Consider the following 26,747-nt stretch of genomic DNA (forward strand, 5'->3'; position numbering starts at 1 on the left):
TCTGGCCTGATCGAGGGTGACAGCGGGCGGGTCGTATTGACGGCCCCGACCCTTGAGCCTGATTCTGGACTGAAGACTGAGCTGAGTCGCCTTTCAATTATGGGAAGCTTAGGAAAAGGGAAAATAAAAGGTAAGTATGGGAAAAATGGAAAGATAGTAAGTACCGTCCTCGGATAGATAGGACTAAGATAATAGCGCCTGCGTCCGCGATCAGACTAATATCTACCGGCGGAGCCTGACATAACCAGCAACTGACGGTATTGACCACATAGAACCATGGCTTCTCGAGAGCTAAAAGACCACTTCCGCGAGCAACGCATTTTTTTCCATCGGGCCATTTGGGCTGCTCTGGGAGTGATCGCCCTGAGTATCGCGCTGTTCGCCCGCTATTACTACCTGCAAATCAGTCAACACGAAGTCTATAAGACCCTCTCCGACCGTAACCGCATGCAATTGCAGTCCATCACGCCCACTCGTGGCCTGATCTATGATCGCAGCGGCGTTTTGCTGGCGGATAACCAGCCCACATTTTCCCTCACACTTGTGAAAGAGCGGACCAAAGATGTGGACGCCACCATCGCGGAACTGCAGGACATTCTTGAGATTACGGACGACGATGTGGAGTCGTTCCGAAAACGCATGGGGCAGCGCAGACGGCCTTATGAGTCAGTGACCCTGAAATCGCGTCTGACTGAGGAGGAAATTGCTCGCATCGCCGTGAACCGACACCTCCTCGCGGGCGTTGAAGTCGAGGCGGAGTTGATCCGCTATTATCCGTTGGGCGACACCCTGGCCCATGTGCTGGGATATGTCGGTCGCATCAGTGAGCGGGAACTGAAACAGGTCGATCCCTCCAATTACAGCGGCACCCAGTATTACGGCAAGCTTGGAGTGGAGCGCCATTATGAGAGCCTGCTGCATGGCTCTGTTGGCTATCAGACGGTAGAGACTGACGCGCGAGGGCGCGTGCTGAGAGTCCTGGACCGTGTTGCGCCAACCCCGGGCGCGGATATTTCAATTTATTTGGATGTCAATTTACAGCGCGCCGCAATTGAAGCACTGGATGGTCGACGGGGCGCGGTCGTGGCGATAGAGCCTTCCACCGGCGGGATTCTCGCGCTGGTCAGTACGCCCAGTTTTGATCCCAACCTGTTTGTTACCGGCATCGACTCCGCGACCTACAAAGCGCTGCAGGACTCGCCGGACATTCCTCTTTTTAACCGCGCGCTGCGTGGCCAGTATCCGCCTGGATCCACCATCAAGCCATTTCTTGGTTTGGCGGGACTGGATACGGAAACCATCAACGTCAATTCCCGGGTATGGGACCCAGGCTGGTATCAACTTAAAAACGATGACCGCAAGTATCGCGACTGGAAGCGCTCCGGTCATGGTTGGGTGGACCTCAACGCGTCCATTGAGCAGTCTTGCGACGTTTTCTTCTATGACATGGCCTTCAAAATGGGGGTCGATAATATGTATGCCTACATGGCGCAGTTCGGTTTCGGCGAGCAGATGGTTTACGACATCGACGAGGCTCAGGACGGCATCTTGCCCTCGCGGGAGTGGAAGCGTGCGGCGCGGCGGCTTCCCTGGTTTCCTGGCGATTCGTTGAATATGGGAATTGGTCAGGGCTTTATGCTTTCCACTCCCATGCAGTTGGCCACGGCGACGGCGGTTTTGGCTAATCGAGGCAAGTGGGTGCGTCCCCGTTTGATCAAGACCATCAATGAAAGTGAAGTGGCTGATATTGAGTCGCCTCCTGACGTTACGCTCAAGCAGGAGTGGTACTGGAACTATGTGATCAAGGCGATGGAAGGCGTTATGCATGGGCGTCACGGCACTGCCCGTTCCAGTGGTAAGGACTCCTCCTACAAAATGGCGGGGAAAACCGGGACGGCGCAGGTGATCGGCATCAAACAGAACGCCGTGTACGACGCGGAAGCCATCGCTGAACGCCATCGCGACCATGCGCTTTTCGTTGGGTTTGCGCCAGTGGACAACCCCAAAATTGCGGTGGCGGTATTGGTCGAAAACGGCGGCGGCGGTAGCGGCGCCGCTGCGCCTGTGGCGCGCAAGATGTTTGACGCTTACCTGGTTGGGCCCAAGTTGGAGCCGGGGCAGATGCAGGCGGCTTCGCCCTGAACTAGATTTGTATTGATGCGCGGGCGCGTCCCGTTGCGACTATTACTATAAACATTCATCCCGGCCAAAGTCGGGTGACGCAGATCGATACTTGGGATATGAAAAGCAGCGATTTCGTAAGGCAGTTACCCGGCGGTGAGGCGCATTTCAGTCGACCTCGCACGCTTGCCAGCATTCTTCACATTGACGTTCCGCTATTCACTTTGCTGCTGACGCTCGTGCTTGGCGGTTTGTTCGTGCTGTATAGCGGCAGTGAAAAAAGCATGCCAGATGTGGCCAGGCAAGGCATTCACTTTGCTGTCGCCTCTTCTTTGATGCTGATTCTGGCTCGATTTGATCCACAAGTATTTCGCCGCTGGGCTCCTTGGGTATTTTTTCTTGGACTGGCCGGTTTGGTGGCGGTATTGGTGTTCGGCAGCGACGCCAAAGGCGCGCAGCGCTGGCTGAAAATTCCTGGCGTCAACGTACGGGTGCAGCCATCGGAATTTATGAAGCTGGCGGTGCCGATGATGGTGGCCTGGTACCTCTCGGATCGTATTTTACCCCCATCTTTCAAACATATTATCGGGGCGCTGATCATCATTTTTGTCCCCGCCGCCCTGATCGCCAAGCAGCCTGATCTGGGAACGGCGATCCTGATCGCCGCGTCAGGCGTTTTCGTGCTGTTATTCGCAGGACTTGGACTGCGTTGGATTCTCGGCTGTCTGGCGGGCGTTGCGGCGCTGGCGCCGGCGATGTGGTTTTTCGTTATGCATGATTACCAAAAGCAGCGGGTGCTGACATTCCTTGATCCCGAGTCGGACCCTTTACGCACAGGCTGGAATATCATTCAGTCCAAAACGGCGATTGGCTCCGGCGGCTTTGGCGGTAAAGGCTGGCTGGAAGGCACTCAATCCCATTTGGACTTCCTGCCGGAGAGCCACACGGACTTTATTATCGCTGTGCTGGCGGAGGAGTTCGGCTATATCGGCGTGGCCTGTATTCTTACGCTGTATATGATGATTATCGGTCGCGGGCTATATATCGCGGCTAACGGTCAGGATACGTTTTCCCGTCTGCTGGCGGGATCGCTGATCATGACGTTCTTCGTTTATGTTTTCGTCAATATGGGCATGGTGAGCGGCATACTTCCGGTCGTTGGCGTGCCCTTGCCATTGGTCAGTTACGGCGGTACGTCCGTGCTTACCCTGATGGCGTCGTTCGGCATACTGATGTCGATTCATACTCATAAGAAAATGCTGTCCAGATAAACTCACGAGGCAGTCCTGCTGTAAGGTGGGGCCTCCTCCGAGACGAAGGGGATCTATGCAATCCTGGAACATTCCTCAAAGAATAAAAAAGTCCGCGCTGGCGATGCTTGTACTCAGCGCGTTGAGCGCAGGCGTGGCGAATGCGGCGGAAGAAAACGTCGCCTACAAGACTCACCCGGAAGCCAAAAAATTTATCGCCACCATGGCGACCAAGCATGGCTTTGATAAGGCGCAGCTGCAGCAAATTTTCTCGGGCGCTGAGAAAAAACAGGACATTATCGACGCGATGAAGCGGCCGGCGGAGAAAGTGCTGGAATGGAAGGACTATCGCCGGATATTTCTCACCGACCAGCGCGTTGCCGGCGGTAAGGAGTTTATGAAGGAGAACAAGGACGCGTTGCTTCGGGCTGAAGCGCAATATGGCGTCCCGGCGCAGGTCATCACGGCGATTATTGGCGTGGAAACTCTGTATGGTCGCCATAAGGGGCGCTACCGGGTTATTGACGCCTTATCTACGCTGGCGTTTGATTACCCGCCGCGTAGCAAGTTCTTCCGCAGCGAACTGGAGCAATACCTGTTGCTTGGTCGAGAGCAGGGCTTTGATGTCATGAGCCTGACCGGCTCTTATGCGGGCGCAATGGGGTATGGGCAGTTCATACCTAGCAGTTACCGCAGCTATGCCGTTGATTTTAATGACGATAAGATTGCTGATATTCTGACTGACAAAACGGATGCGATTGGCAGCGTGGCCAATTACCTGGCGCGACATGGCTGGCGTCAGGGCGAGGGCGTGGCGATGCAGGTCGAGATGCAAAAAGCGCCGCCTGCCTCGTTATTGCCGAAGAAACAGAAGCCGGCGCAAAGCGTCGGTAAATTGAAAAAGGCGGGTGTGCCCGTCCCTGAGTCATTGGATGATAAAACTCGCGCCAGACTGATGGCGTTGGAGGCGGAATCCGGCAAGGAATATTGGCTGGGACTACAGAATTTTTATGTGATAACCCGCTATAACCACAGCGATTTATACGCCATGGCGGTGTTCCAACTCAGTGAGGCGATAAGAAACGATGATTCGAGCAATACGGACGGGCCAGCGGACGCGACTGGGGCTTAACGCCCTGACGTTGCTGATGGTCCTGTTGGCGGCGGGGTGCTCCACGACGCCTTCCTCCCGCTATCATATTCAGAACGATCGGGGACCGGACGGGGATGTGGACCTGAGCCACCTGAAAGAGCCGACTCCCCGCAAAGAGCCGCGTAGTCGCGGCGGTAACAAAAGCCCTTATTCTGTTTGGGGTAAAACCTACTACGTGATGAACACCAGCGACGGCTATGTGGAAGAAGGCGTGGCTTCCTGGTATGGAACCAAGTTTCACGGCTATAAGACGTCTAACGGCGAAACATACAACATGTATGACTACACCGCCGCCCATAAAAGCCTGCCTTTGCCTACTTATGTGCGGGTGACCAATCTGGAGAATGGCCGCAGCGTGATCGTGCGGGTGAATGATCGCGGCCCGTTCCATGGCGGCAGATTGATTGATTTATCCTACGCGGCGGCGAAAAAGTTGGGTTATGACAAGAAGGGCACCGCCCGCGTAAGAGTGGAAGTGGTGACGGAAGCCACGACGCCCGCCCAGGTGGCGCACGCGGCGACTTCCAAGCCTGTTGTGACGTCGGCTCCGACACCAGCGCCAACACCAACACCTTCGGGCGCTGCGCAAGGATATTTTTTACAGGTGGGAGCGTTCAGCACGGAACTGGGGGCGATTAAAGTGCGCAACCACATCAGCTCACTGCTGGATGCGCCAGTCTTCGTCAGCAAACCGGAAACAGATTCGATCTACCGGGTGAGAGTTGGGCCTTTCGTGAAAGAGGAAGAAGCCGCTCGTTTTCTGGACATTCTGCAGCGCGCAGCCTATCCGGAAACCATGCTGATCAAGCGGGCGCTGAACAATCCCAGCATTTGAACGCTGGGTTACGGGTTACTGCAAGTTAATGCGACAGAGTTTCAGTTCGGGGTGAATTAACCCCGGCTTTCCGTTACTATTCAGCAGCAAAACCGCGACCTAATCACACACAAATCCAAGTAAAAGCCAGAGAACCAATCATGTCATTACCAAGGATGCGAGTTTATATTGCATTTTTCCTTTGCTGGGCCGTTAGCGCAGCCTGGGCGGACCAAGCTTCCCTGATTCCTTCGGCTCCGCAAATCGCAGCCTCTTCATACATCCTGATGGACGCTGAAAGCGGCGCCATTATCGTTGAGAAAAATTCTGAAGAACGCCTTCCTCCCGCCAGCTTGACCAAGATGATGACGTCTTATGTGCTGGATTACGAAGTTAATCAGGGCAACGTCAACTTCAATGACGAAGCGCCGATCAGCGTGAAAGCCTGGAAGACCGGCGGCTCTAAAATGTTCGTGCGTGAAGGCACCAGTGTTCGTCTGGGCGATCTGATCAAGGGCATTATCATTCAGTCCGGCAACGACGCCAGCGTCGCTGTTGCTGAGTTTCTCGCCGGTAGTGAAGACGCGTTTGCTTCCATGATGAACCAGCACGCGCAGCGTCTGGGCATGAACAACACCAATTTTGAAAACGCCACGGGCCTGCCTTCGGAGAACCATTACTCCTCCGCGCATGACTTGGCGAAATTAGCGAAAGCGATTATCAACGACTTTCCTAACCAGTATCCGATCTATTCTGAAAAATACTTTACTTACAACAACATCCGTCAGCCGAATCGCAACTTGCTGCTGTGGCGCGACAAGTCCGTGGATGGTCTGAAAACCGGTCATACGGAAGAAGCGGGATACTGTCTGGTGTCTTCCGCCGTGCGCGACGGCATGCGTCTGATCAGTGTGGTGATGGGCACCAAGAGCGAAGAAGCCCGCGCTCGCGAGACGCTGAAGCTGCTGAACTATGGTTTCCGTTATTTTGAAACTCATAAGCTGTACTCCGCTGGACAAAAACTGGTGGACAGCGACATTTGGGCCGGCTCCGCCGATACAGTTCCGCTTGGCCTGAGCAAGGAAATTGTGGTGACTATCCCACGCGGCAAGAAAGACGCGCTGGAAGCCACTGTCGATATCGACAAAGTCATCAAGGCGCCGATCGAAGTGGGCGCGGAGCTGGGCAAGCTAACTGTTAAGCTGAACGGCGAGTTGCTGCTGGAAAAGCCGGTGGTGGCCCTGGAAGCGGTTGAGGAAGCTGGCTTCTTCAAGCGTATCTGGCATGCTATCGTGCTGTTCTTTATGGGATTATTTGAATAAGCGCAAACGCCGGGACAAGGGCGAGCCAAAACGCCCTGTAAAAGCGTATAATAAGCAGACCTCTGGCCGCGTGGCGACCAGAGGTTTTGTTCATTTTTAACCCAGGCGGTTGTCTTGGTTGCTGTTAAAGGTGCTCTCATGACCGATAGCCAAAAAGAGGCTCCCAAAATTGAATTTCCCTGCGATTATCCGTTGAAAGTCATCGGTGTGGCGGGGCCTGATTTTCAGGAAACCGTGGCGACAATTGTACGCGCCCATGCGCCTGAGTTTGACGCGTCTTCGATTGACGTGCTCGATAGCCGCAACGGTAAATATCTTTCCTTGCGTTTCAGTATTCAGGCTCAGAGCGAAGAGCATATTCGTCGTCTGTTTCTGGACCTGAAAGCGCATAGCGCTGTGCAAATGGTGCTGTAAGTCGTGACGCAGCAGGACTCTGTTGAGATGGAAGCTGTGGCGTTGACGCAAACGCTGATCGTGCGACGTTTTAGTCTGATGCCTTATGAGCCGGTGTGGCGGGCGATGCAGGACTTTACGCAACAGCGTGACGCTGAGACCACTGATGAAGTCTGGTTGTTGCAGCACGAATCTGTTTTCACCCAGGGACAGGCTGGCGACGCTGAGCATGTGTTGTTTCCCGGCGATATTCCAGTCGTGCAGGTGGATCGCGGCGGTCAGGTGACCTATCACGGTCCCGGCCAACTAATGGTGTATTTACTTTTAGATCTGCGGCGTCTCAAAATGGGCGCCCGAGATCTGGTGACAATGATCGAAAACACGCTGGTGGATACGCTGGCGGGATACGGTATCGAAGCCCATGCCCGCAAAGATGCGCCCGGCGTGTATGTGGGCGACGCTAAAATAGCGTCCCTGGGGTTGAGAATTCGGCGCGGTTCCTCATTCCATGGTCTGGCCTTGAATGTGGATATGGATCTGGAGCCCTTTTTGCGCATTAATCCCTGCGGCTATCAGGGATTGCGAATGACGCAGATAAAAGAATTCGTACCGGATGTGAGCTGGGCATCAGCCGCCGATGCGTGGCTGAGCCAATTTGTCCGCGCAGCGGGCTTCCAATCAGTTGTAGAGCAGAGAGGGTTACCCGGAGATGAGTGAAACCAACGTACAAGGTTCTCTGGCTGAGACGCCGAAAGCGGCGGTCAAGCGGGTGGAGCAGGGCGTTAAGCTGCGCGGTTACGACAAAGTATCCCGCAATCCCGTCAAGATTATCGCTACTGACGCTGTGCCCAGAAAACCGGACTGGATTCGGGTGCGCCTGTCCTCTTCCCCCAGTGTGGAAGCCATCAAGCAAAAGCTGCGCAAGCTGAACCTGCATTCTGTCTGCGAAGAGGCGTCCTGCCCTAACCTGAGCGAGTGCTTCAGCCATGGCACCGCTACTTTCATGATCATGGGCGACATCTGTACGCGCCGTTGTCCTTTCTGTGACGTGGCCCATGGCCGTCCTAACGCGCTGGACGAAAACGAGCCGACGCATCTGGCGCAAGCCATCGCTGAAATGAACCTTAAGTACGTGGTCATCACTTCGGTGGACCGTGACGATCTGCGCGACGGCGGCGCAGGGCACTTCGCCAAGTGCATCAGCGAATCCCGCAAATACAGCCCAAATCTGAAAATCGAAGTGCTGGTGCCTGACTTCCGCGGTCGCATGGACGTAGCGCTGGATATTCTGCGCGAGTCTCCGCCTGACGTTTTCAACCATAACCTGGAGACGGTGCCCCGCTTGTACAAGCAGGCGCGCCCCGGCGCTGATTACGCCTGGTCTCTGCTGTTGTTGAAACGCTTCAAAGAAGCGGCGCCGGACGTGCCGACCAAATCCGGTCTGATGCTGGGTATTGGCGAAGAAATTGAAGAAGTTAAGCAGGTCATGAGAGATCTGCGCGCGCACAATACCGATATGCTGACCCTGGGCCAGTATCTGGCTCCTTCCAAAGACCACCTGCCGGTCGTGCGTTTCGTGCACCCTGATGAGTTCAAGGAACTGGCGGATTACGGTTACGAAATCGGCTTTAAGCAGGTGGCGAGCGGCCCGTTGGTGAGATCTTCCTATCACGCGGACAAGCAGGCCGCCGGCGAGAGCATCTCCTGACGCGAAACTTTTAAAGGGAATATTGAATGCGGCATGAGTGATAAACCAAACGCCAAGAACAATGCCCGGGAGGTTGACCGTATCAAGACAGGAAGCTTTGAACGACGCCTCAGCCTGACGCGGGCGGGTTTGGTCGCGGGATCGCGGTTGGCGGGTAATATGGCCGCCAATCTGTTCAAGTCCCGTGAAAAACGTGAGGAAAGCCGTCGCGAAGCGCTGTCCCGTCAGGCTCAGTATCTGGTGGAGGAGCTGGGACAGCTCAAAGGCAGCGTCGTTAAAATCGGCCAGGTGATGGCGTTGTATGGGGAACACTTCCTGCCTGTGGAAGTGACCGAGGCCCTGCATACTCTGGAAGACCGCACTACCGCTCTGGGATGGAGCAAGATTCATCAAGTCCTGTTACAGGAGCTGGGCGCGGATAAGCTCAAGGAGCTGGATATCCAGCATGAGCCCATCGGCGCCGCCTCGCTGGGGCAGGTGCATCGGGCGCGGCGCAAGTCCGACGGCCGAGAGCTATGTCTTAAGATTCAATACCCTGGTGTTGCGGAAGCGGTGGATTCGGATCTGGATTCCGTCGCCCGCTTGTTGAAAGTCGCCCGCATGGTGTCCTTTGGCCCTGACTTCGACGAGTGGCTGGAAGAAGTCCGCGTCATGATGCACCGGGAAGTGAATTACAGTCTTGAGCTGGAAACCACCCGCCGTTTCGGCGAGATGCTCAAAGATGACGACCGCTTTGTGGTTCCTGAGGTTTTCCCCGAATACTCCACGTCCCATGTCATGGCCACTTCCTATGAGCCGGGTCTGGGCGTCACCCATGCGCAGGTGCAGGAATTGTCTCTGGCGCGGCGCAACCATCTGGCGCAGGCGGCTTTGGAATTATTCTTCCGCGAGCTGTTTGTCTGGGGCGAGTTGCAGACCGATCCCAACTTTGGCAACTACCGCATTCGTCTCGGCGCCAACCCGGGCGAGCCGGACCGCATAGTGCTGTTGGATTTCGGAGCCGTACAGAAATACCCTGACTCTTTTATCCGCCCCGTGTGCGACATGATCCGAGCCTCCTATGAGCGAGACCTTGAACGGGTGATCGAGGGCGCGGTGAAACTGCGTTTCATGCGTCGCGATTGGCCGGTCAGCGTACTGGATGAATTTGGTAAAGTCTGCATGGCGGTGCTGGAGCCGTTGGCGGCGGAGGCGGAGGACGTACCTGACTTCGCCCTGAACGCGGACAACGAATACTGCTGGCGACGCAGCGATCTGCCGACGCGTATCGCCAAACGCGCCGCGAAATCGGCGATTAATCGTTATTTCCAGATTCCGCCGAAGGAATTTGTCTTCCTCAATCGCAAGCTGGTGGGAGTTTACACCTTTGTCTCCGTGCTGGATGCGGAGTTCAACGGCAGCGCCATTCTCGAACGCTATCTCTATCCGCATACCGCCGCGCAAGGGGTATGAACCTCAACTCTATTCAGTTCAGAGCCAGGGCGTAAAAAAGGCCCCCGCGTCGTCCACCCTGAAAATAGAACGCGGGAGCCGGGAAGCGCTTCACGCCGTCAGGCGCAAATGTTTAATGAAGTATGAGTTAGCGGTGCTGACGAAGCCTTTGGAGCACAGCAAATCCGGGTGCACGATAGGAATGGATTGGCCGTCGTGGACAAAGCCGGAGATCAGCGCCTCCCGCCACAATGGACGCTCGTTGGCGTCAAATGCTTCAAACTGGCCGTCGGTGATCTCTACTTTCACTGGCGCGTTACGGGTTTCCAGCGCGATATAGCCGTTTTCCTGGTTGGCGGCGGCGCGCAGCACCACTACATTGACGTGCTCGTTGCTATTGCCGGGACGCAGACGAAACACCGGCACCACATGCCCCATCCACTCCACCACATGCGAGCAGCTCGGCGCAGAAGTAGGCAAATCCTGCACTTCCACATCCTGCAGATATTCGCAAAGCGTATCGGCGACAAAGGCGATGCTTTGGCGCTCGCCGGCGTCAGCTAACCAAACGAACATTTTGAAATTGGAATTGGGGGAGTTCATAGCGTAATGCCTTCTCAAAGTATTCGATCAGTTGATGGGCGCTGGTGTAGCACTCCCAGCCGGTATTGTGGCGCAGGACGCCTTCGATCGGACTGGAGCCGACCATGAAGTCCGGCAGGCGACGCGGCCGGTGGTTGGCGCGCAGCTTATAAATAGCGCGGCAGGACAGCGCCAATGCCGGTTCGGTCCCGCTTTCGGGGCTGCATATCAACGCGGCGCGGGAATCGCCGCCTTGCAGCCCGGGCTGGGGAATGAACCCTTCGCGAAATCCGTAGACGGGATACAGCTCCCCGTTAAAACGGATACATGGAATGTGTTCTATATCCAGCACTTCTTCCTTTCCCGCCAGATAGAGAATGTCGCTGGCGGGCAGGTACAAGGTCCTGCCCGCGACGACCAATGAGTAATACGCGGTTAAGCTCGACTTTTCTCCAATCATGTCAGCAACTCCCTGATGGTATCCATGAGCTCGTTGTCGTTGTAGGGTTTCGTGGCGTAAGCCGTCACCCCGGCCTTGTGGGCCAGACTACGATGTTTTTCGTGGCTGCGTGAGGTCAGCATAACCACAGGCATGTTGGCCCAGTCCTGCTGCTGACGCAGGTGTCGGGTCAACTCCAGTCCGTCCATGCGCGGCATTTCCATATCCACCAGCAACAGGTTGGGGGTGATGTGCCGCAGTTTCTCGACTGCGTCGAGGCCATCGCTGGCGGTGACGACTTCAAATCCACAGTCCTGCAGCAGCTGCTTCAGGGTGCTGCGGACGCTGAGGGAGTCGTCCACCACCAGAATTTTCGGGGAATCCACCTGGCTCTCGGTGATGATATGAGCGGTTTGATAAGCCTGTTTGGATTGATTCTGTTGCAACAGATCCGACAGGTTCAGCACCGGCACCAGCGAGCCGTCGCCCAGGATGGTCAGGCCGAAGACGCCGCGCAGACCGGGGATCAGTTTGCCCGGCGTCCGCACGACCAGTTGCTCGCCGGTGAGCAGCATGTCCACGGCGATAGCCACGGTGCGCTCGTTGAGCTCGGCGATTACCACCGGCTTGCCGGCGCCCTGTGGCGCAGGCTGTCCGTACAGACGCTGCGCCAGATCGATATAAGGGTAAAGCTGGCCGTCATATTCCAGGTAGGGCTTGCCGGCCACTTCTTCCAGTTCGCCGGTGTGAGTCGGCAGAATTTGCTTCAGCACGGCGGTGGGCAGAGCGAAGCGTTGCGCGCCCACCAGCACCAGCAACATGTACTGGGTGATTTCTTTCACCGGCACCCGGATCAGCAGACGGCAGCCGCCTTCGCTATCGAAGCTGAAGCGAACTGTGCCGCCGAGCAGTTCAACCTGGCTGCGTACGGCGTCCATGCCAATGCCGCGACCGGACAACTGAGTGGCTTTGTCTTTGGTGCTGAAGCCCGGAAGCCAGACCAGCTGCGCCAGAGACTGATTGTCCGGGCGTCCGCCATCGGCGGGCAACAGGCCACGTTGCTTGGCCTTTTCATAGATGCTGTCGAAATTGAGACCGCGACCGTCGTCGCTCAGGCTGATCTCCAGAAAACGTCCGTCCTGGCGATAGTTCAGACTGATTGAGCCCTGTCCGGATTTTCCGGCGTTGAGACGGCTTTGTTCGTCTTCGATGCCGTGGTCGACGGCGTTGCGCAATAGGTGCATTAGCGGGTCGGCCAGTTTCTCCACCAACTCCCGGTCCACCTGAATGTCTTCGCCGACAATGGTCAGGTCGGCCAGTTTGCCGGCGGCGCGACAGGCTTGACGCACGCAGCGCTGCAGACGGCCGCTCAGTACTTGCGCGGCGACCCGTTGGCGCGACAGCAATTGGTGCTGCAAGGTATCGATATGACGGTGTTGCTGGCGCATCAACGCATCCATCATCGCCAGTTGGTCCTGTAGCTTCTGGTTCAACTCGCGTACGTCGGCGATCGCTTCGAACAGCTGGTGGGAGCAGCGATGCATGTCATCGTAGCGGTCCATTTCCAGCGGGTCGAGATCCTGCGCATGTTCGCTGTCCGGGCGCAGTTTGCGCGCCATGCTGCGGCTGTCGATCAGGCCTTCCAGCTCCAGGCGGGTTTCGTTCAAGCGGGTGTCGTGGCCTTTCAGATCAAAGCCGGTGAGCTGCACGCGCTTGTACAGTTCCTGCGCCTGTACGGTGTTGATGCTCATCTCTTCCGCCAACTGCAGCAACTGCTCCAGACCGGCGTTGTCCTGAGGCGCCGCAAACTGTTGCTGAGCGGGAGCGGCGGAGGCTTCTTCCTGTGCGGGCGTCGCCGGTGCACGTTCCGCAGCGTTGTCGCGGGAGGGCAGCGCCACTACTTTGTCGTCCGCCGGGGTGGCTTCGATATTAGTGTCTGCATGATGCTCCTGCATCGCCGCCCAGGCGGCTTCGGCTTTCTCTGGGGAGCGCCAGTGCACCAGCGCGTTGAGCAGGGGAAGGGCGTCTTCCGGCGGTTGATCGCGTCCCAGCAGATGGTCGATCATGCTGCTGACGCAATCCGCGGCGCTGAGCAGCATGTCTTTCATCTCTAGGCTCCACTCCGCCTTGCCGTCCGCCAGGGCTTCAAAGATCTCCTCCATGGCGTGGCTGATATTGGCGACGCCTTTGATGCCGATCAGGTTGGCGGCGCCTTTCAAGGTATGGCTGGCGCGCTGGGCCTGCTGCAGGAAGGCTTTCTTGTCAGACAGATCGCCATGCAGGGAGGACAGCGCATGGAACAGCGCATGAGTATGGTTGGGTGAATCCAGCAAAAACGCCTGGAATACCTCCTGATTGGCGCCGTCAGACGGAACCAGGGAAATATCGTCAGGCGTTAACACGGCGTCTTCCACGGCTTCGTCCATAAACTCGTCGTCGCTGAGCTGGAAGTCCACCAGATTTTCCAGAATCGCTTGCTGTGTCTCTTCGTCCAGACGTTCGCCCTAGGTGGCGTCGTCGATAAACTGCATCAGACACAGGCAGCTTTCTTCTGACGCGCCGCTTTGCAGATATTCATGCAGCAGGGCGGGCCACTGCTCCAGTAAGTCAGCCAGCTCCGGGTCCACCTGATCGATGGATTGCAGGCGAATCGCCACCATATCGAAAAGCAGTTGCAGGCCGGACAATCCCAGATAGGCGCAGGTTTCGCCCAGGGTTTGCAGCAGCTCGCAATAACAATGGCGGGCTTTGATGGAATCCCGCATTTTTCCAGCCTGCTTGGCGAATTCCGGCAGCAGGGCGACAGTTTCTTCCCACAGCGAGGCCAGGATTTCCTGGTGAGATTCGGGAAGATCCGCGGGGGGAGTGAAGTCGGAGAGGTCGAATGTTATTTCCGGTTCCTCTTCCGTGACTTCCGCCACATCCATCGCCGGCAAGGTGACGCCGAGTTCGGTCGCAATGTCGACGAAATCTTCTTCATAGACTTCCGCGACCAACTCGTCGGCGTTGTCCGTTTCGGTTTCCGTGACTTCCATCGAGGGAATGGCCTCGGCGGAGGCGGTTGTGTCCGCTACGGCGCCCTCTGGTTGCGATGCGCTATAGTCATTCCAACTTTCGGGGCCGGCGGCGTTTTGCTGCGCTTGCAGTGATAATTGTTCTTCCGCCAGGGGTTCCAGTCTGTGCAGCCAGTCGATGATGGACCAGACCTTTTTCGCCTCAACCGGGAAATTCGGCATGGTCTCATTGCTTCGCGGATCTTTGGGGCCGTCGCTGGCGATGTTCGCATACAGGCGTTGCAGGCGCGCCTGCAATTCCGGCATGGCCGCCATCTCCAAAGCGTCATTGACGTTTTCCAGAGCGGCGAAGACTAATTCCGCATCGACGGTCCGTTGCGTCGCCGCCACATCCTCCAGTTCCGCAGTAAAGGTGCGAATGAGTTCGACGGTGGGTGAAACAGGGTCTTGCTTGTGCATAGACGGAATCCATCCTGGTTAGTGGTTGCGGGCGCTTCAAGGGAAGCGCGCCAAACATCAGGTTTAAACAGCAACCTTTTCCCGGCGGCTGGCGCATCTTGCGATAACGCCAGCCGCAATCCTCCCGCCTCTTAGCTGGCCTGCTTGAGGCGTCCCGGCTCTTCTTTCGCTGGAGCGCCTGCGCTGGGAATCATCAGCTTGCTTGGCGCAGAGGCGCTGGTTTCCAGCGACTCTGTGGACAGTTCCGGTATCCGGATATTGGTGGATACGGAAGCTGGCAAGGTGAACAATTCCACCGTTTGTTGCAGTACGCCAGAAGCAGTACGCAGTCTTTCTGTGTGCAAGGACTGGCGTTTCAGCTCCATGTCGGTGACGCGGGTGCTGGCTTCGATTTCGCCGGTCTGTTGACACACATTCTGGGTTTCTTTGGCCTGGGCCAGAGAGTTCTGCGCGATCTTCTCTACCGCTGTTACCAGCTCGCGAGTGGTCTTCTGCGTTTCCTGCATCTGAGAACCGGCCTGGGTGGCGCGTTTGGAACCGTTGACCACCTGGGTGATACTGTTGTTCATGGTGTCCACCGCATCCGCCGTTTCGGTCTGGATGTTGCGAATCAAGCTGCTGATCTGAGAGGTGGCGTTACGTGAGCTTTCCGCCAGACGCTGCACCTCGTCCGCAACCACCGCAAATCCGCGGCCGGCTTCACCTGCCGCCGCCGCCTGCATACTGGCGTTCAAGGCCAGTACGTGAGTACGTTCCGCGATGCTGTTGATGATGTCGATGATGCCGCTGATCTCCAAAGAACGTTCTGACAGACGCTTGATGCGTTTTTCTGTTTCGCTGATGGAGTCGCGAATCTCGTCCATACTCTCGACGGTATTTCCTACCGCTTCATAGGCTTTGTCAGTGGAAGAAGAAGCGCTTTGCGCGATCTGGTTACAGGACTGACACCACTTGGCGATTTGCGCCATGTGTTTGGCTACGCCATCCAGTTTCTGGATAGTTTGTTCGATCAGTTTCCGCTCTTGATCGGCGACGCCGACAACCTTGCGGGTCTGCTCATCCACCATGACGCTGGAGGCGCTGACCAGGTTACTGACGTAACGGATTTTGCCCAAGGCTTCAGAAGTTTCCTTGGTAACCAGGTTCAAGGCGTCCGCAACCGGCCCAGTGATGTCTTCGCGTACGGTCAGTTTGGTGGTGAGGTCGCGATCGCTGAGTTTGGAGGTGCCTTCCAGCAGTTCGATAACCGAGTTGTTGAGGACTTCGTTCTCTCTTTCGATGCGAATCAACGTGGCCACTTTCTCGTTCAGCAGCTGGTCGAGGGCCTGGCCCAGGGTAACCAGCTCGTCGGTGCCGGTGAGGGCGGTACGGGCTTCGGAATCGCCTTGCTTGACCTTGTCCACAGTTTCCGCGATGACGTTGACCGGACGCAGGATGGAGCGACGAATGTACTGCGACAGACCGATAGCGCCGCCCAGGCTCAACAGGATGATGGCGGAGCCGGCGATCAGGGCGATGTTCAATACGCCTTCGGAGGTTTCAAAGGCGATCTGCGCTTGTTGGGTCAATTGGTCCGCATAAGCGGTGGAAGCGTCGTTGAAGGGACCGATAAACTCAGACAAGTCGTTCAACAGGAACAGTTCCAAATCGGCGCGGGACTGATTGCCGCCCATGGCTTTGAACTGATCGAAGGCGGAGAATACGCCAGCGACGGTTCTCTTCATCTCGGTGAAGCCGGACTGCTGATCGCCGCCCTGTGAGGTGGTGGAGGCGCTCAAAGCCTGCCAGTCCGATTCAAACTGCTTGCGGGCCAGCGCCAGTTTGGCGTCGGCGTCCGCCCAGGTGACCACACCAGTGTTCAGACTGTTGATGGTGTCCACCATGCCTTCCTGCAGGGTGTTGATCAAGTGCGTGAGTCGTGATGTTTCGTTGACCTGGTTATGCAATTTTTCGGATGAGTTCCTTGCATACGTCAGGGCGAAGAAGGCCAGAGATCCGATGACCACCAGCGTTAACGCCATAACCAGCGTTTGCGACAGCAGTCGTTGGCCGACGCTGAGTTTGCTGAGAGAAAAAGTACGGTTCAATTTCATGATAATGCTCCTGCTTATCGAGCCTGTATAACCCGTTGCTTCATGCCATTCAGAACAATCTGGCCAATTGCGAGCCTTCTATGGGGAGGTAGGACTTGTTGTTGAAATAGGTCATCGTCACCAAGTCCGACCCCTGATTGTCGCCGCGGAAGTCGAGGGCGACGCCGCCGATGTTGAATTCCGCGTTGCGAGTGGCGCGCACAAAGCTTTCCCGGGTCAGGTCGCCTTTAATGCTTTGCATGATGGCCACGAACATCTTGCCGACGATGTAGCCTTCCAGGCTCACCACGTTCAGGCGTTCGCCCAGGGCGGATCTGGCTTCTTTGACGATCGGCAGATCGGATTCCAGATCAGGCACCACCTGGGTCAGGATGACTTTGTCGGTTACCCCGAAGCGATCCAGGGTGTCGCGCAGGTTTTCCGCACCGGTGAAGGAGACGGCGCTGATCAACCAGTCCTCGCCACGTTGTTTGGAGTAGGCGGCGAAGCGGCCGATGGCGTTGTAAGTGCCTACAGTAACCACCAGACGGCAGCGGCTGTTGCTGGCTTTTTCCCAGTCTTTCAGAGACTCGAAGCCGGCGCGGGAAGTCAGAGTGTTGCGTTGATAGACGCCGACAGGGCCGATGCCGTTGCGTTCAGGGGAATCGCCGGATTTGGCCAGGATAGTGTCCAGTTTTTCCACGATGTCGCGGGAGCGAACATTGTTTTGCAGGGCCAGCTTGATGCCTTCCACCCCCGCCATGCCGTAGGCGTCGTTCTGCACGTAAGCGCAGATTTCAGACGCTTGCAGACCGGCGCGGAAACCTTGTTCGATGACCTTGGCGGTTTCCTGCACATAGCTGGCGCGGAAGTTGATAACGTCGCCGATGCCGGGACGCAGCAGACCTGCGCCGGTGAAGAAGCCGACAGCGGGTACTTTGTTATCGGCGAGGATCGGCAGCGCCACCTGTGCGGTCGGAGTGCCGACATTGCCGATCATGGCGAACACGCCGTCCCTGATCAGACGGTTGGTCTGCTCAACGGTGAGGTCCGGAGTGTATGAATCGTTGAGGGTGACGTACTCAAGGCGTCTGCCCTTGATGTTGACGCCTTCGAATGCTGCGAGCACGCCGTCGCGCATGTTAAGGCCCAGACCGCGGGACTGACCTTCCAGGTCCAGTACGCCGCCGACGACAATGCGATCTCCGTAGACGCCGGGTGATTGTGCGGCGACAAGTTGGCTCAGGGCCAGACCGAATAAGAGTGAGATGGTCTTTCTCATGTTATCCTCCCATGGGACTCCTTTTAATAACGCTTCCGAAGTGGGTTTTTGGGCGTAGCCAACCCTCTCCGGTCCTGACTTTCCCGGAAATTCCGTTTAAGCAACCAGGGTTCAGCCTGCGCCTTGAGGGGCGGATGTTTACTGCTATCGCTGACAGGCTTGTCTATCGGGGTAAGGCTTAACTCGTGCTCAGCATATCGGTCAGCCTCCTTTTGAATGTTTCCAGATTCCATTCACACCAAATGCCGTTCTGTCTGTAGACCGCATTGACGCAGGCCATCAGAGCGTTGGAAAGGGGCGGGGGCTGAGTCATGCGCTCATCCGCCGTCATCATCAGTTTGTTGGGAAAACGACGCACTTTTATGGCGAAGGATTCCTGCCCCTGATCGAAATACAACAGGTAAGAGGGGCTGGCCCGCTGCACGACTTTACGTTGCGGCGCGGCGGCTTCCGCGTCTTCGCGCAGGCCGAAAAATATCTCCAGGTCGACAACCGGCGTGACCTGGCTGCGGACATTCACGAAACCGCTCAACCACTTGGGAGCGTAGGGGACCGGACAGATTTCCGGGGACTCCAGCAGCTCCTTGTAGCAGTCCTCGCGAATCAGCAGGCCCAGGTTGCCCTGATCAGCTGTTTCCGCGTCGGCTTCCTTGACGGCCAGCCGCAGGGCGAACCATGCGGTGGCCTGATTTTCGCGGACTTCCTCCCGGGTCTCCGCGTTAATTTGCCGGAGCAGGGCGAATGCTTCGGAAGGCCGCAGTATTCGCTTGCTCTCTACCGGGATTGACACGCTGTTCATTGCGTCTCACCTCGTCCCTGAATCGGCTTCAGGCGTAGCTGTGGAGTTGACTGATGATTTCTTCATTTTTGTAAGGCTTGGACACCAACGCCTTGGCGCCTTGCTTGGCCGCCCAGATGTGGTCCACTTTCTGGTTCTTGCTGGAGACGAACACCACGGGGATTTTAGACAGCTCAGGGTCCTGGGCGATTTCCCGACAGGTGCTGAATCCATCCATGTCTCCCATGATGATGTCCATCAGAATCAGGCTGGGCTTTTCTTTGCGCGCCTTGCTGATGGCTTCTTCGCCGGAACGGGCGGTCACCGTTTGATAGGCGGCGCCGGAGACGATCTGCTCCAAATGTTTCAGATCGGTTTCGCTGTCATCGACGATAAGTACTTTCTTGTTCATAGGTTATCTCCCTAGAGCTGCTAATTGTGGAAATATGAGCGTTTCCGTTTTGGTTGCGCCGAGATAGCGGCGTACGACTTCCGCCAGTTCCCGGTCTTCCGGGGGCTTGGTGATATAACCGTCGCACCCGGACATTTTTGCTTTGACGCGGTTTAACGTGGATGATTTGCTGGTCAGCATCACCACTTTGGTTTTCACTTGTTGCTTGATTGAGCGGCAAGCCTGATAACCATCCATGCCAGGCATCATCACATCCATGAACACCAGATCGTAGCGGCAGTCGCGCACTTTCAGCAGCGCTTCCTCACCGCTTTCCGCCACATCCACACCGGCTTCGAAATCCAGGATTTCGTGCAACTTCTGTTTCATGAAGGTGCGCACCGGCAAGTTGTCGTCGACAACGAGAATGTTCTTTACGTGGGTCTTCGCTTCTTGTTGGTCCGATTGCGTAGCCTGCTGCAATGCTTCGCGCAGGCGACGAAAAATCAGGGGACGGGTCAGATGAATCGCGCCGTCGTCCACAGGCTGTTTGCTGCGGCTGATGACGATGGTCTTTTCGAAATGGGTGGCGGCCTTCATACGTTGCCAAAGGCTGCGGCTTTCTGGCTTATCCACATCCACCAGTAGAATCTGACCTTCCATGGTGCCGGCCTCGCTGGCCAGCTGGAAGTTTCCGAACCAGGTTTCGTCCAGATGAGACAGGTTCCGAAGCAGGACCAAGTCTTTCTCCATTAGCCCCACATGCGAAATAATAATCTTGTCCATGAAACCCTCTCCTCGACCTTGCGGTCTTTCCTTTGGGTCTGATTACGAAACGACTAAGTGAACTGCTCCGATGTGATTAAAAACTAATCACTATTGGCTGGATTATTGGAATGAATGTTAAATTTGTCAAAAACATGCTCGTAAACAATAGTAATGAACGTCGACAAATTGACGTTTCAATTCGCGGTTCCCTTTGCGGGATGTAATTGGAGAGGGAAAATTGTTACGAATGGTGAAAGCGTGCCCATATTCACATATGCAGCTAAGCTTCTGATTTTGCTTGAATCGAGAAGGCAAAGGAAAACGGCGGGTGAGAAATCGCCCAAATTCGCCGTACATTGCGGKGAAAAAGTTTGCAAAATTAAATACAGGATTTCGCCCGAAAATGAGGTTTGGAAGAGGGTTTTTTAGCGTTCGCCGGGAACAGACGAGCGACGCCGGCAAGCGAAAATAAACTTGGAAAAAGCCTTATTCCGAAGAAGAAAAAAGGGAGAGAGGGACATGAAAAAGGGGACCCAAGGTCCCCTTATCGGTTTATCAACCTCAGCGCGAATTAGTGAATCGCGCTCTTGGCCAGTTTGCCGATGTCAGTGTGGTGCAGCAGCTTGGAGAAGCCTTCCGTCGCGCTGGCGGGACCGAACGCCATCACCGGCACTGGCGTGCTGGTGTGAGTGCCGGTAGCCCAGACGACGTTCTGGCTTTCGGACATGGCGCGACCCAGCAGGTCGTGACGCACTTCCTGGCCGTACACGTAGAACGACTTGAAGTCATTCACTTTCGGGAACATCTTGGCGCTCAGGTAGTCATGGCCGTCAACCTGATAGTAGTTAGGCTCTTGCTCCAGAACCGCCTTGGCCTGCTCCAGTGTGATAGGGAAAGCATTGTTGGCGTTAACCAGCTTCATCAGGGCTTCTGGGGACGGTTTGCCGCCATCGAACTGGGCGAACAGGTCCGGGAAGCTCATTTTCTGCTGGTACAGTTTGCTCAGGGTTTCGAAAGAGCCGAAGTTGAAGTTAGGCGCGTAAGCCGCTACTTTGAACGCTTCGCCAGTCAGTTTCTCGCCTTCTGGGATGTTGGAGCGCGAGTAGCTGAAACCAAAACCGCCGGTTTCATGGTCGGCGGTGATGATGACCAGCGTGTCTTGACGGTTCTTCACCCACTCATAAACGTAGTTGATGGTTTCGTCGAACTTGAGCATCTCATGCAGCATGGTGCCCGCGTCATTGTCGTGGCCCGCCCAGTCGATCTGACCGCCTTCGATCATCAGGAAGAATCCCTTTTCGTTGCGGGACAGAATGTCCAGGGCCTTCATGGTCATTTCTTTCAATGACGGCTCAGTGCGCTTGGGATCGTCTTTGGTCTGAGTGTAACGGATGCCGTTCATCATGCCGGAGTAGTTGAACAGGCCCAGCAGCTTGTCGCCTTTGGCGGCGTCCAGCTGATGGCGGTTGAACGCCAACTGGTAACCCTTGTTCTCCGCTTCCGCCAGCAGGTTTTTGTCGTCCTTACGCTTGGACTTCAACTGCACGGCGCCTTCGGTTTTCTTCTCCAACTGCTGATACAGCTCGCCTTTGTCGTTCACGGACTTGGGCAACCAGTGACGCAAACCGCCGGACAGCATGACGTCCACCTCGTCGGCCAGCATGTCTTCCGCGATCTGGTTCTCCATGGAGCGATGCGCGCGGTGAGCGGCGAAAGACGCAGGCGTGGCGTGAGTCATACGGGTGTCGGAAACCAGACCAGTGGATTTGCCCATGCGTTTGGCTTTTTCCAGTACGGTTTCAACGTGGTTGCCCACTTTGTCCACGCCGATAACTTCGGATGGCGCAGGTTCGCCAGTCGCCAGCTGTGTGGCGGAGCAGGCGGAGTCGACAACCAGGTTGTAAGCGGGGGTATGGCGGGAAAGACCAATCACGCCGGCGTCCATAAACTTCTGCATGCCGGTGAGTTGACCGTGGTAAATGGAATCCGGCGCATTGATGGCGTATTCGTGCAACAAGCCGATCTGCTGCGGCCCCATGCCGTCGCCGATCATCATGATCACGTTTTTAACTTCGGTTTCCTTGGCGGTGGTTTTCTTGTCCATGGTGGACTGACATCCCGCCATCAAGGCCGAAATTGCTGCTGCGCTGGCCAATAATTTCCAAGAGTGTATTCTTCTTAGCATAGACTTCCTTATTGCATAGTCGATTGATGTGATAATGGAGCTTGCGCCCCTTTAGTCAGGCGTTTTTGTTGTTATCGCCCAATTCTTCTGATCCGGTCACAGCATACACGCATCGGGATGACATTATCCCTGTCGATCCTGATGCGTATTGATCGGGTTTAATTATTTCAGGTACTTGGCCGTCAGCGCGCTCATGTATTCAGGGTCATCCCGCAGACGCGAAATCTCTTTCCAGATGGCGGTTTGTTCTGCGGTGGTGAGGGGCGAGCCTTTGGCGAAAGTAAGATGGTAGGATTTACTGCTGAGGGGGTTGAGGTCGGACTTCAGTTTGGTTTTGTATTCCGCCTGCCGCATCAGATGCTGATAGACCTCCGGGGTGGTGATCACCGATCCGCTTCCCAGTTTGGCCAGCTTTTCGATGTTGCGCAGCTCCCCGGTCTGGCTTTCGTATATGCGACGGTTGGACTCCCGCAGCGTGCTGACGATGGAGTAACCGCGGGCGACGCGCACCGGTTCCGGCAGCGTATTGAGATCGCCCTTGTATTCGTATTTTGTGTCGCTGGACACCACGACAATATATTCCACTTGCGCTACCCGCGAGGCGGAGCGTTGCTCGGTGGCGGCGTCGGCGGGATAGTTCATGTATCCCGCGCGCTCTTTTTTGTAGGAGGCGGTGACGACGCCGTGCACTAGGTTGCCGCGGGCGGAATCCAGACACTCCTGCCATAGCATGGGTTTGAATTCGACTTTATAGCCCAGGCTTTCGGCGGCTTTTTTCACGATGTCCACATGCATGCCTGCGGCTTCGCCTTGTTCGTCAACGTAGGTGAACGGGTACCAGTAGTTGTTGTCGCTACAGAAGACGATATCTGTTTGCGCGGCGGCGAGGTTGGAAAGGAAGAGAGTAGTAAGAAAAAGCGCCAGCGCTCTGAAGGCATTGTATGTCGACATATGTTTTCCTTATGGGAAAGTGAATACAGATTGTGTCTTAGCAGGCTCTGTTTTGAGATCTGATTATTATTCTGCACATACGCTGATTTTATTATTTATTTCGACATGTTAGCTGATGTAGGTCTAATGGCAAGGGCTTGTTGGGGATAAGTTACACAGTGTTACCTTGAATGAAATGCGTGGGGTGGACGTTAGATTTTCGCTGCAGGGTCGACAGGGCGCTTCCGGTTTAGGGCGTCGCGGGTAAGACGCTTGCTGGCGGGAATTTTGAAAAGCGTTGCTAAAGTCGCGAGAATAAGAGGCTTGTCTGACATTCTATTTCGGGACTTCGCGTTATATGAAACTCACCGCCATTCATCATGCCGCTATTATTTGTTCGGACTATGCGGCGTCGAAACGTTTTTATACGGAAGTGCTGGGGCTGAAAATCCTGGCTGAGAATTTTCGCGCGCAACGAAATTCATACAAATTGGACCTGCAACTGCCGGACGGCTCTCAGGTCGAGTTGTTCTCCTTTCCAGAGGCTCCGCCTCGTCCCAGTTATCCTGAAGCGCGCGGACTGCGACATCTGGCTTTTGTCACGCCCTCGGTGGAGGACGCCAAGGCGTACCTGGAATCCCAAGGCGTGGCGGTGGAGGAGATCCGAGTGGACGAGTACACCGGCAAGCGTTTCACTTTCTTCGCCGATCCGGATGATCTGCCGCTGGAATTATATGAAGCCTGAGCGTGTGATCTGGGCATGGATGCAAAGCGGGGAAGTCAGGTCTGCGACAGGTTAAAACAGGTTAAAACAGATTAAAAAAGGGAGCGCTAAGGCTCCCAAACGCAGAGGAGCAAGGGTCGTTGCTTTTGCTTCTCCTCAACCGAGGTGAGGGTTTCTCCTCAAACCGAATGTCTTTTCCAAAAATAGCTATGTTCGTTCTGATGGACTGCGCTACAACAGCTTTTGCAGTTCAGGAATACAGGAGCCGCAGTTAGTGCCCGCATTCAGGCATTGGCCAATGGCCTCCACCGTTTGCAGCCCTTGGTCTCGAATGGCCTGACGCAGGGTATTTTCTCCCACGCCGAAGCAGGCGCAGATAGTGCGACCGGCATGGGCGGCGTCGGAGCGCGGAACGCCGGCGAGCAGGCCAAGACGGTCGTTGTGGGCCAGCGCTTCCAGATCGAACAGACTCGCCAGCCAGGAACGTTCAGGCAAATCCGGCGTTGGACCGATAAACAGGCACGCCGTCAAACGGTCGCCGGCAAAACAGGCGCTGCGATACTTGCCCGACGCGCTGTCCTGATACTCCAGCCATTCGCCTTCATCCTGATCTGACGGACTCAGCAGGGCGTGCGCCCACTGGCTCCAGTCAGCAACGGACGCAACCCCGGCGATCTCATAGCGATAGAAGCGGGCCCCGCGGATTTTGGTCCAGTAGGGCGCGCCCTCCAGGTTCAATTCTTCCCGGGAGAAAATAAAACCGTGCCAAGCCGCCTCAAAGCGTTCCAGCGTCACTGGCGTGTGCTTACTCTCGGGTTGACCGGAGTGAGGGTCGGTCACCGGATTAACCAAGGCGCCGACCCGTCCCGCCGCACTGAATTGCGCTGTCCAGTGCATGGGAACGAATAGCTGTCCGGGCTGTTGCTCATCCGTCAGATCGGCTCTGGCGATCAAAGCGCCATAGTGAGAGCGGAGTCTGACCAGATCGTTTTGCGCGACCCCAAGTCGTTGCGCGTCCTGCGGATGCATGGCGCAATAAGGTTCGCAAAGGTGTGCATTCAGTTGCGGCGCCAGAGCGGTGCGGGTCATGGTGTGCCATTGATCGCGAATGCGGCCGGTGTTGAGTGCGAAGGGCATACGCTCATCCCGTTTTCCCTGCGGCGGTTGCGGTGTAATCGGCAGCAGGAGCGCCTTGTGATTCGGATTTAAATAACCGCCGTCCTGAAACAATCTGGCGGCCCCTTGGGGCGTGGCGGCGTTAACCGGCCACTGTATCGGTTCCAGCGCGTCGTAAGCGGCGTCAGTCAGAGTTTCCAGTGCGGATATATCGAAAACGCGCTCTGTTTGCTCTGGCGTATTTTCGAACCCGGACAAGGCCGCGTGCTCAATAAAAATGTCCCGGCTGTTGCGATAATTGAAGGCTGCGCCGAAGCCCATGCGTTGCGCCACCGCGCTGACAATCCACCAGTCCGCTTTGGCCTCGCCGGGAGCGGGCAAGAAGGCGCGTTGACGGGAGATGCGCCGCTCGGAATTGGTGACGGTCCCGTCTTTCTCGCCCCAGCCGAGAGCCGGCAACAAAATGTTGGCGTATTCCGTGGTGTCAGTGTGTCGTATGCAGTCGGACACGATCACTTTGTCGCAGCGGGAAAGCGCCTGGGCGACTTTGTCCGCATCCGGCATGCTGACCACAGGATTGGTGCCCATGATCCAGATGGCTTTAATGCGGCCATCCGCCACGGCGTCGAACAGGTCCACCGCTTTCAGACCGGGTTGACTGGCCATGCGCGTGGCGTTCCAGAAGCGGCCCACCCGCTCGACATTGTCCGGGGTGAAATCCATATGCGCGGCGAGCTGATTGGCCAGTCCGCCCACTTCGCGACCACCCATTGCGTTGGGTTGACCGGTGAGAGAAAACGGCCCCATACCGGGTTTGCCGATACGGCCAGTGGCCAGGTGACAGTTGATGATGGCGTTGACCTTGTCGCTGCCGCTGCTGGACTGATTGACGCCCTGGGAATAGGCCGTCACGGTTTTTGGCGTTCTGCGGAACCAGTCGTAAAACGCCGCCACTTCGCCTTCTTTCAGGCCGCAATGTCGCGCCACGGAGACGATATCTGCAGTGTCCTCGGCGCGGGCGGCCTTGATCGCACGGCCGAATCCCTCGGTATGTTGCTCAAGATATTCGTAATTAAGCGCGCCCAGGCGCGCCAGATAGGCCAGTAAGCCGTTGAACAGCCAGGCGTCAGTTCCCGGCTGCAGCGGCAGATGCAGGTCGGCGATATCGCAGGTGGCGGTGCGACGCGGGTCGATCACCACCACTTTCATCTGTGGTCGCTGCTGCTTGGCGGCTTTGATGCGTTGATACACAACAGGATGACACCAGGCGGTATTGGAGCCAGTCAGGATAATCAGGTCGGCCAGCTCCAGGTCTTCGTAGCATCCTGGTACGACATCCGCGCCGAAAGCGCGTTTGTGTCCGGCCACGGAGGAGGACATGCACAGGCGTGAATTGGTGTCCACGTTGGCGGAACCAAGGAAGCCTTTCATCAGCTTGTTGGCGACGTAATAGTCCTCCGTCAGCAATTGGCCGGAGAGATAGAACGCGACGGACTCAGGGCCATGTTCACGCAGGGTGGCGCTGAGGGTGGTCGCGACAAGGTCCAGCGCGGCGTCCCAGGATACGGTTTCGCCATTGACCTCGGGATGCAGCAGGCGGCCCTGCAAGGTCAGCGTGTCCGCCAGCGCGGCGCCTTTCGAACACAAACGACCGAAGTTGGCGGGATGGCTGGGATCGCCGGTAATGCGGGTCTGCCGCGTCGCCGCATCGAGCACTTGCGCCATAATGCCGCAACCCACGCCGCAGTAAGCGCAAGTGGTGTTTAGAGTGCGATTAGAAGTCATAAACTCGGGCCTGATGCAAAAAGGGTGAAA

At 56.3% G+C, this 26,747-nt stretch carries 22 protein-coding genes; 10 read left to right on the plus strand and 12 right to left on the minus strand.

Annotation, left to right across the window (positions count from 1 at the left end):
• Nucleotides 1-276 precede the first annotated feature (276 nt).
• The 9 genes from mrdA to KP814_RS10800 all read left to right on the plus strand — a co-directional run bounded on the left by mrdA (nucleotide 277) and on the right by KP814_RS10800 (nucleotide 10,213).
• On the plus strand, nucleotides 277-2,142 hold the full coding sequence (gene mrdA, locus KP814_RS10760) for a penicillin-binding protein 2 (protein ID WP_216736773.1): 1,866 nt from the start codon (nucleotides 277-279) through the stop codon (nucleotides 2,140-2,142).
• Nucleotides 2,143-2,240: 98 nt separating this feature from the next.
• Nucleotides 2,241-3,392, plus strand: a complete 1,152-nt coding sequence (rodA, locus tag KP814_RS10765; protein WP_216736774.1) for a rod shape-determining protein RodA — start codon at nucleotides 2,241-2,243, stop codon at nucleotides 3,390-3,392.
• Nucleotides 3,393-3,447: 55 nt separating this feature from the next.
• Entirely contained in the window at nucleotides 3,448-4,503 is a 1,056-nt protein-coding gene (gene mltB / locus KP814_RS10770) for a lytic murein transglycosylase B (RefSeq protein WP_216736775.1), read from the plus strand.
• Complete coding sequence (locus tag KP814_RS10775; RefSeq protein ID WP_216736776.1) at nucleotides 4,457-5,359, plus strand: septal ring lytic transglycosylase RlpA family protein; 903 nt, start codon at nucleotides 4,457-4,459, stop codon at nucleotides 5,357-5,359. The genes mltB and KP814_RS10775 overlap by 47 nt, the downstream gene beginning before the upstream one ends.
• Nucleotides 5,360-5,499: 140 nt before the next feature.
• A complete protein-coding gene (locus KP814_RS10780) occupies nucleotides 5,500-6,660 on the plus strand; it encodes a D-alanyl-D-alanine carboxypeptidase family protein (protein WP_216736777.1) in 1,161 nt (386 codons plus the stop codon).
• Between the two features lie 138 nt (nucleotides 6,661-6,798).
• Nucleotides 6,799-7,074 (plus strand): YbeD family protein, encoded by a 276-nt coding sequence (locus KP814_RS10785; RefSeq protein ID WP_127968676.1) that lies wholly within the window; start codon nucleotides 6,799-6,801, stop codon nucleotides 7,072-7,074.
• 27 nt (nucleotides 7,075-7,101) lie between these two features.
• Complete coding sequence (gene lipB / locus KP814_RS10790) at nucleotides 7,102-7,770, plus strand: lipoyl(octanoyl) transferase LipB (RefSeq protein WP_216736883.1); 669 nt, start codon at nucleotides 7,102-7,104, stop codon at nucleotides 7,768-7,770.
• Nucleotides 7,763-8,761 carry a lipoyl synthase gene (gene lipA / locus KP814_RS10795; RefSeq protein ID WP_216736778.1) on the plus strand — a complete coding sequence of 333 codons (999 nt, stop codon included), beginning with the start codon at nucleotides 7,763-7,765 and terminating at the stop codon, nucleotides 8,759-8,761. Before lipB ends, lipA begins: the two co-directional genes overlap by 8 nt.
• A gap of 33 nt (nucleotides 8,762-8,794) precedes the next feature.
• Entirely contained in the window at nucleotides 8,795-10,213 is a 1,419-nt protein-coding gene (locus KP814_RS10800; RefSeq protein ID WP_216736779.1) for an AarF/ABC1/UbiB kinase family protein, read from the plus strand.
• A 90-nt stretch (nucleotides 10,214-10,303) separates the two neighbouring features.
• Here the strand turns inward: KP814_RS10800 and KP814_RS10805 are convergent, their stop codons facing one another.
• The 11 genes from KP814_RS10805 to KP814_RS10855 all read right to left on the minus strand — a co-directional run bounded on the left by KP814_RS10805 (nucleotide 10,304) and on the right by KP814_RS10855 (nucleotide 23,113).
• Nucleotides 10,304-10,795, minus strand: a complete 492-nt coding sequence (locus tag KP814_RS10805; protein WP_216736780.1) for a chemotaxis protein CheW — start codon at nucleotides 10,793-10,795, stop codon at nucleotides 10,304-10,306.
• On the minus strand, nucleotides 10,749-11,234 hold the full coding sequence (locus KP814_RS10810; RefSeq protein ID WP_216736781.1) for a hypothetical protein: 486 nt from the start codon (nucleotides 11,232-11,234) through the stop codon (nucleotides 10,749-10,751). The genes KP814_RS10805 and KP814_RS10810 overlap by 47 nt, the downstream gene beginning before the upstream one ends.
• On the minus strand, nucleotides 11,231-13,669 hold the full coding sequence (locus KP814_RS10815) for a response regulator (RefSeq protein WP_216736782.1): 2,439 nt from the start codon (nucleotides 13,667-13,669) through the stop codon (nucleotides 11,231-11,233). Before KP814_RS10815 ends, KP814_RS10810 begins: the two co-directional genes overlap by 4 nt.
• A 48-nt stretch (nucleotides 13,670-13,717) precedes the next feature.
• Nucleotides 13,718-14,686 (minus strand): hypothetical protein, encoded by a 969-nt coding sequence (locus KP814_RS10820; RefSeq protein ID WP_216736783.1) that lies wholly within the window; start codon nucleotides 14,684-14,686, stop codon nucleotides 13,718-13,720.
• 131 nt (nucleotides 14,687-14,817) lie between these two features.
• Nucleotides 14,818-16,779, minus strand: coding sequence for a methyl-accepting chemotaxis protein (locus tag KP814_RS10825; protein ID WP_216736784.1), 1,962 nt, complete (start codon nucleotides 16,777-16,779; stop codon nucleotides 14,818-14,820).
• A gap of 49 nt (nucleotides 16,780-16,828) precedes the next feature.
• Nucleotides 16,829-18,040, minus strand: a complete 1,212-nt coding sequence (locus KP814_RS10830; protein ID WP_216736785.1) for an ABC transporter substrate-binding protein — start codon at nucleotides 18,038-18,040, stop codon at nucleotides 16,829-16,831.
• Between the two features lie 178 nt (nucleotides 18,041-18,218).
• The gene (locus tag KP814_RS10835; protein WP_216736786.1) at nucleotides 18,219-18,839 is read right to left on the minus strand and encodes a chemotaxis protein CheW; all 621 of its coding nucleotides are present in this window, start codon (nucleotides 18,837-18,839) and stop codon (nucleotides 18,219-18,221) included.
• 28 nt (nucleotides 18,840-18,867) lie between these two features.
• Nucleotides 18,868-19,230 carry a PleD family two-component system response regulator gene (locus tag KP814_RS10840; RefSeq protein ID WP_216736787.1) on the minus strand — a complete coding sequence of 121 codons (363 nt, stop codon included), beginning with the start codon at nucleotides 19,228-19,230 and terminating at the stop codon, nucleotides 18,868-18,870.
• A 3-nt stretch (nucleotides 19,231-19,233) separates the two neighbouring features.
• Complete coding sequence (locus KP814_RS10845; protein ID WP_216736788.1) at nucleotides 19,234-19,995, minus strand: response regulator; 762 nt, start codon at nucleotides 19,993-19,995, stop codon at nucleotides 19,234-19,236.
• A 553-nt stretch (nucleotides 19,996-20,548) separates the two neighbouring features.
• Nucleotides 20,549-22,162, minus strand: a complete 1,614-nt coding sequence (locus KP814_RS10850; protein WP_216736789.1) for an alkaline phosphatase — start codon at nucleotides 22,160-22,162, stop codon at nucleotides 20,549-20,551.
• A gap of 162 nt (nucleotides 22,163-22,324) precedes the next feature.
• Complete coding sequence (locus KP814_RS10855) at nucleotides 22,325-23,113, minus strand: ABC transporter substrate-binding protein (RefSeq protein WP_216736790.1); 789 nt, start codon at nucleotides 23,111-23,113, stop codon at nucleotides 22,325-22,327.
• 337 nt (nucleotides 23,114-23,450) lie between these two features.
• On the opposite strand from KP814_RS10855, the gene KP814_RS10860 reads away from it, so the two are divergent.
• On the plus strand, nucleotides 23,451-23,837 hold the full coding sequence (locus KP814_RS10860) for a VOC family protein (RefSeq protein ID WP_127968689.1): 387 nt from the start codon (nucleotides 23,451-23,453) through the stop codon (nucleotides 23,835-23,837).
• Nucleotides 23,838-24,047: 210 nt separating this feature from the next.
• On the opposite strand, the gene KP814_RS10865 is transcribed toward KP814_RS10860, so the two are convergent.
• Nucleotides 24,048-26,717 carry a nitrate reductase gene (locus KP814_RS10865; protein WP_216736791.1) on the minus strand — a complete coding sequence of 890 codons (2,670 nt, stop codon included), beginning with the start codon at nucleotides 26,715-26,717 and terminating at the stop codon, nucleotides 24,048-24,050.
• Nucleotides 26,718-26,747: the final 30 nt, after the last annotated feature.

The sequence above is a fragment of the Hahella sp. HN01 genome (assembly GCF_018986435.1).
GTDB lineage: Bacteria > Pseudomonadota > Gammaproteobacteria > Pseudomonadales > Oleiphilaceae > Hahella.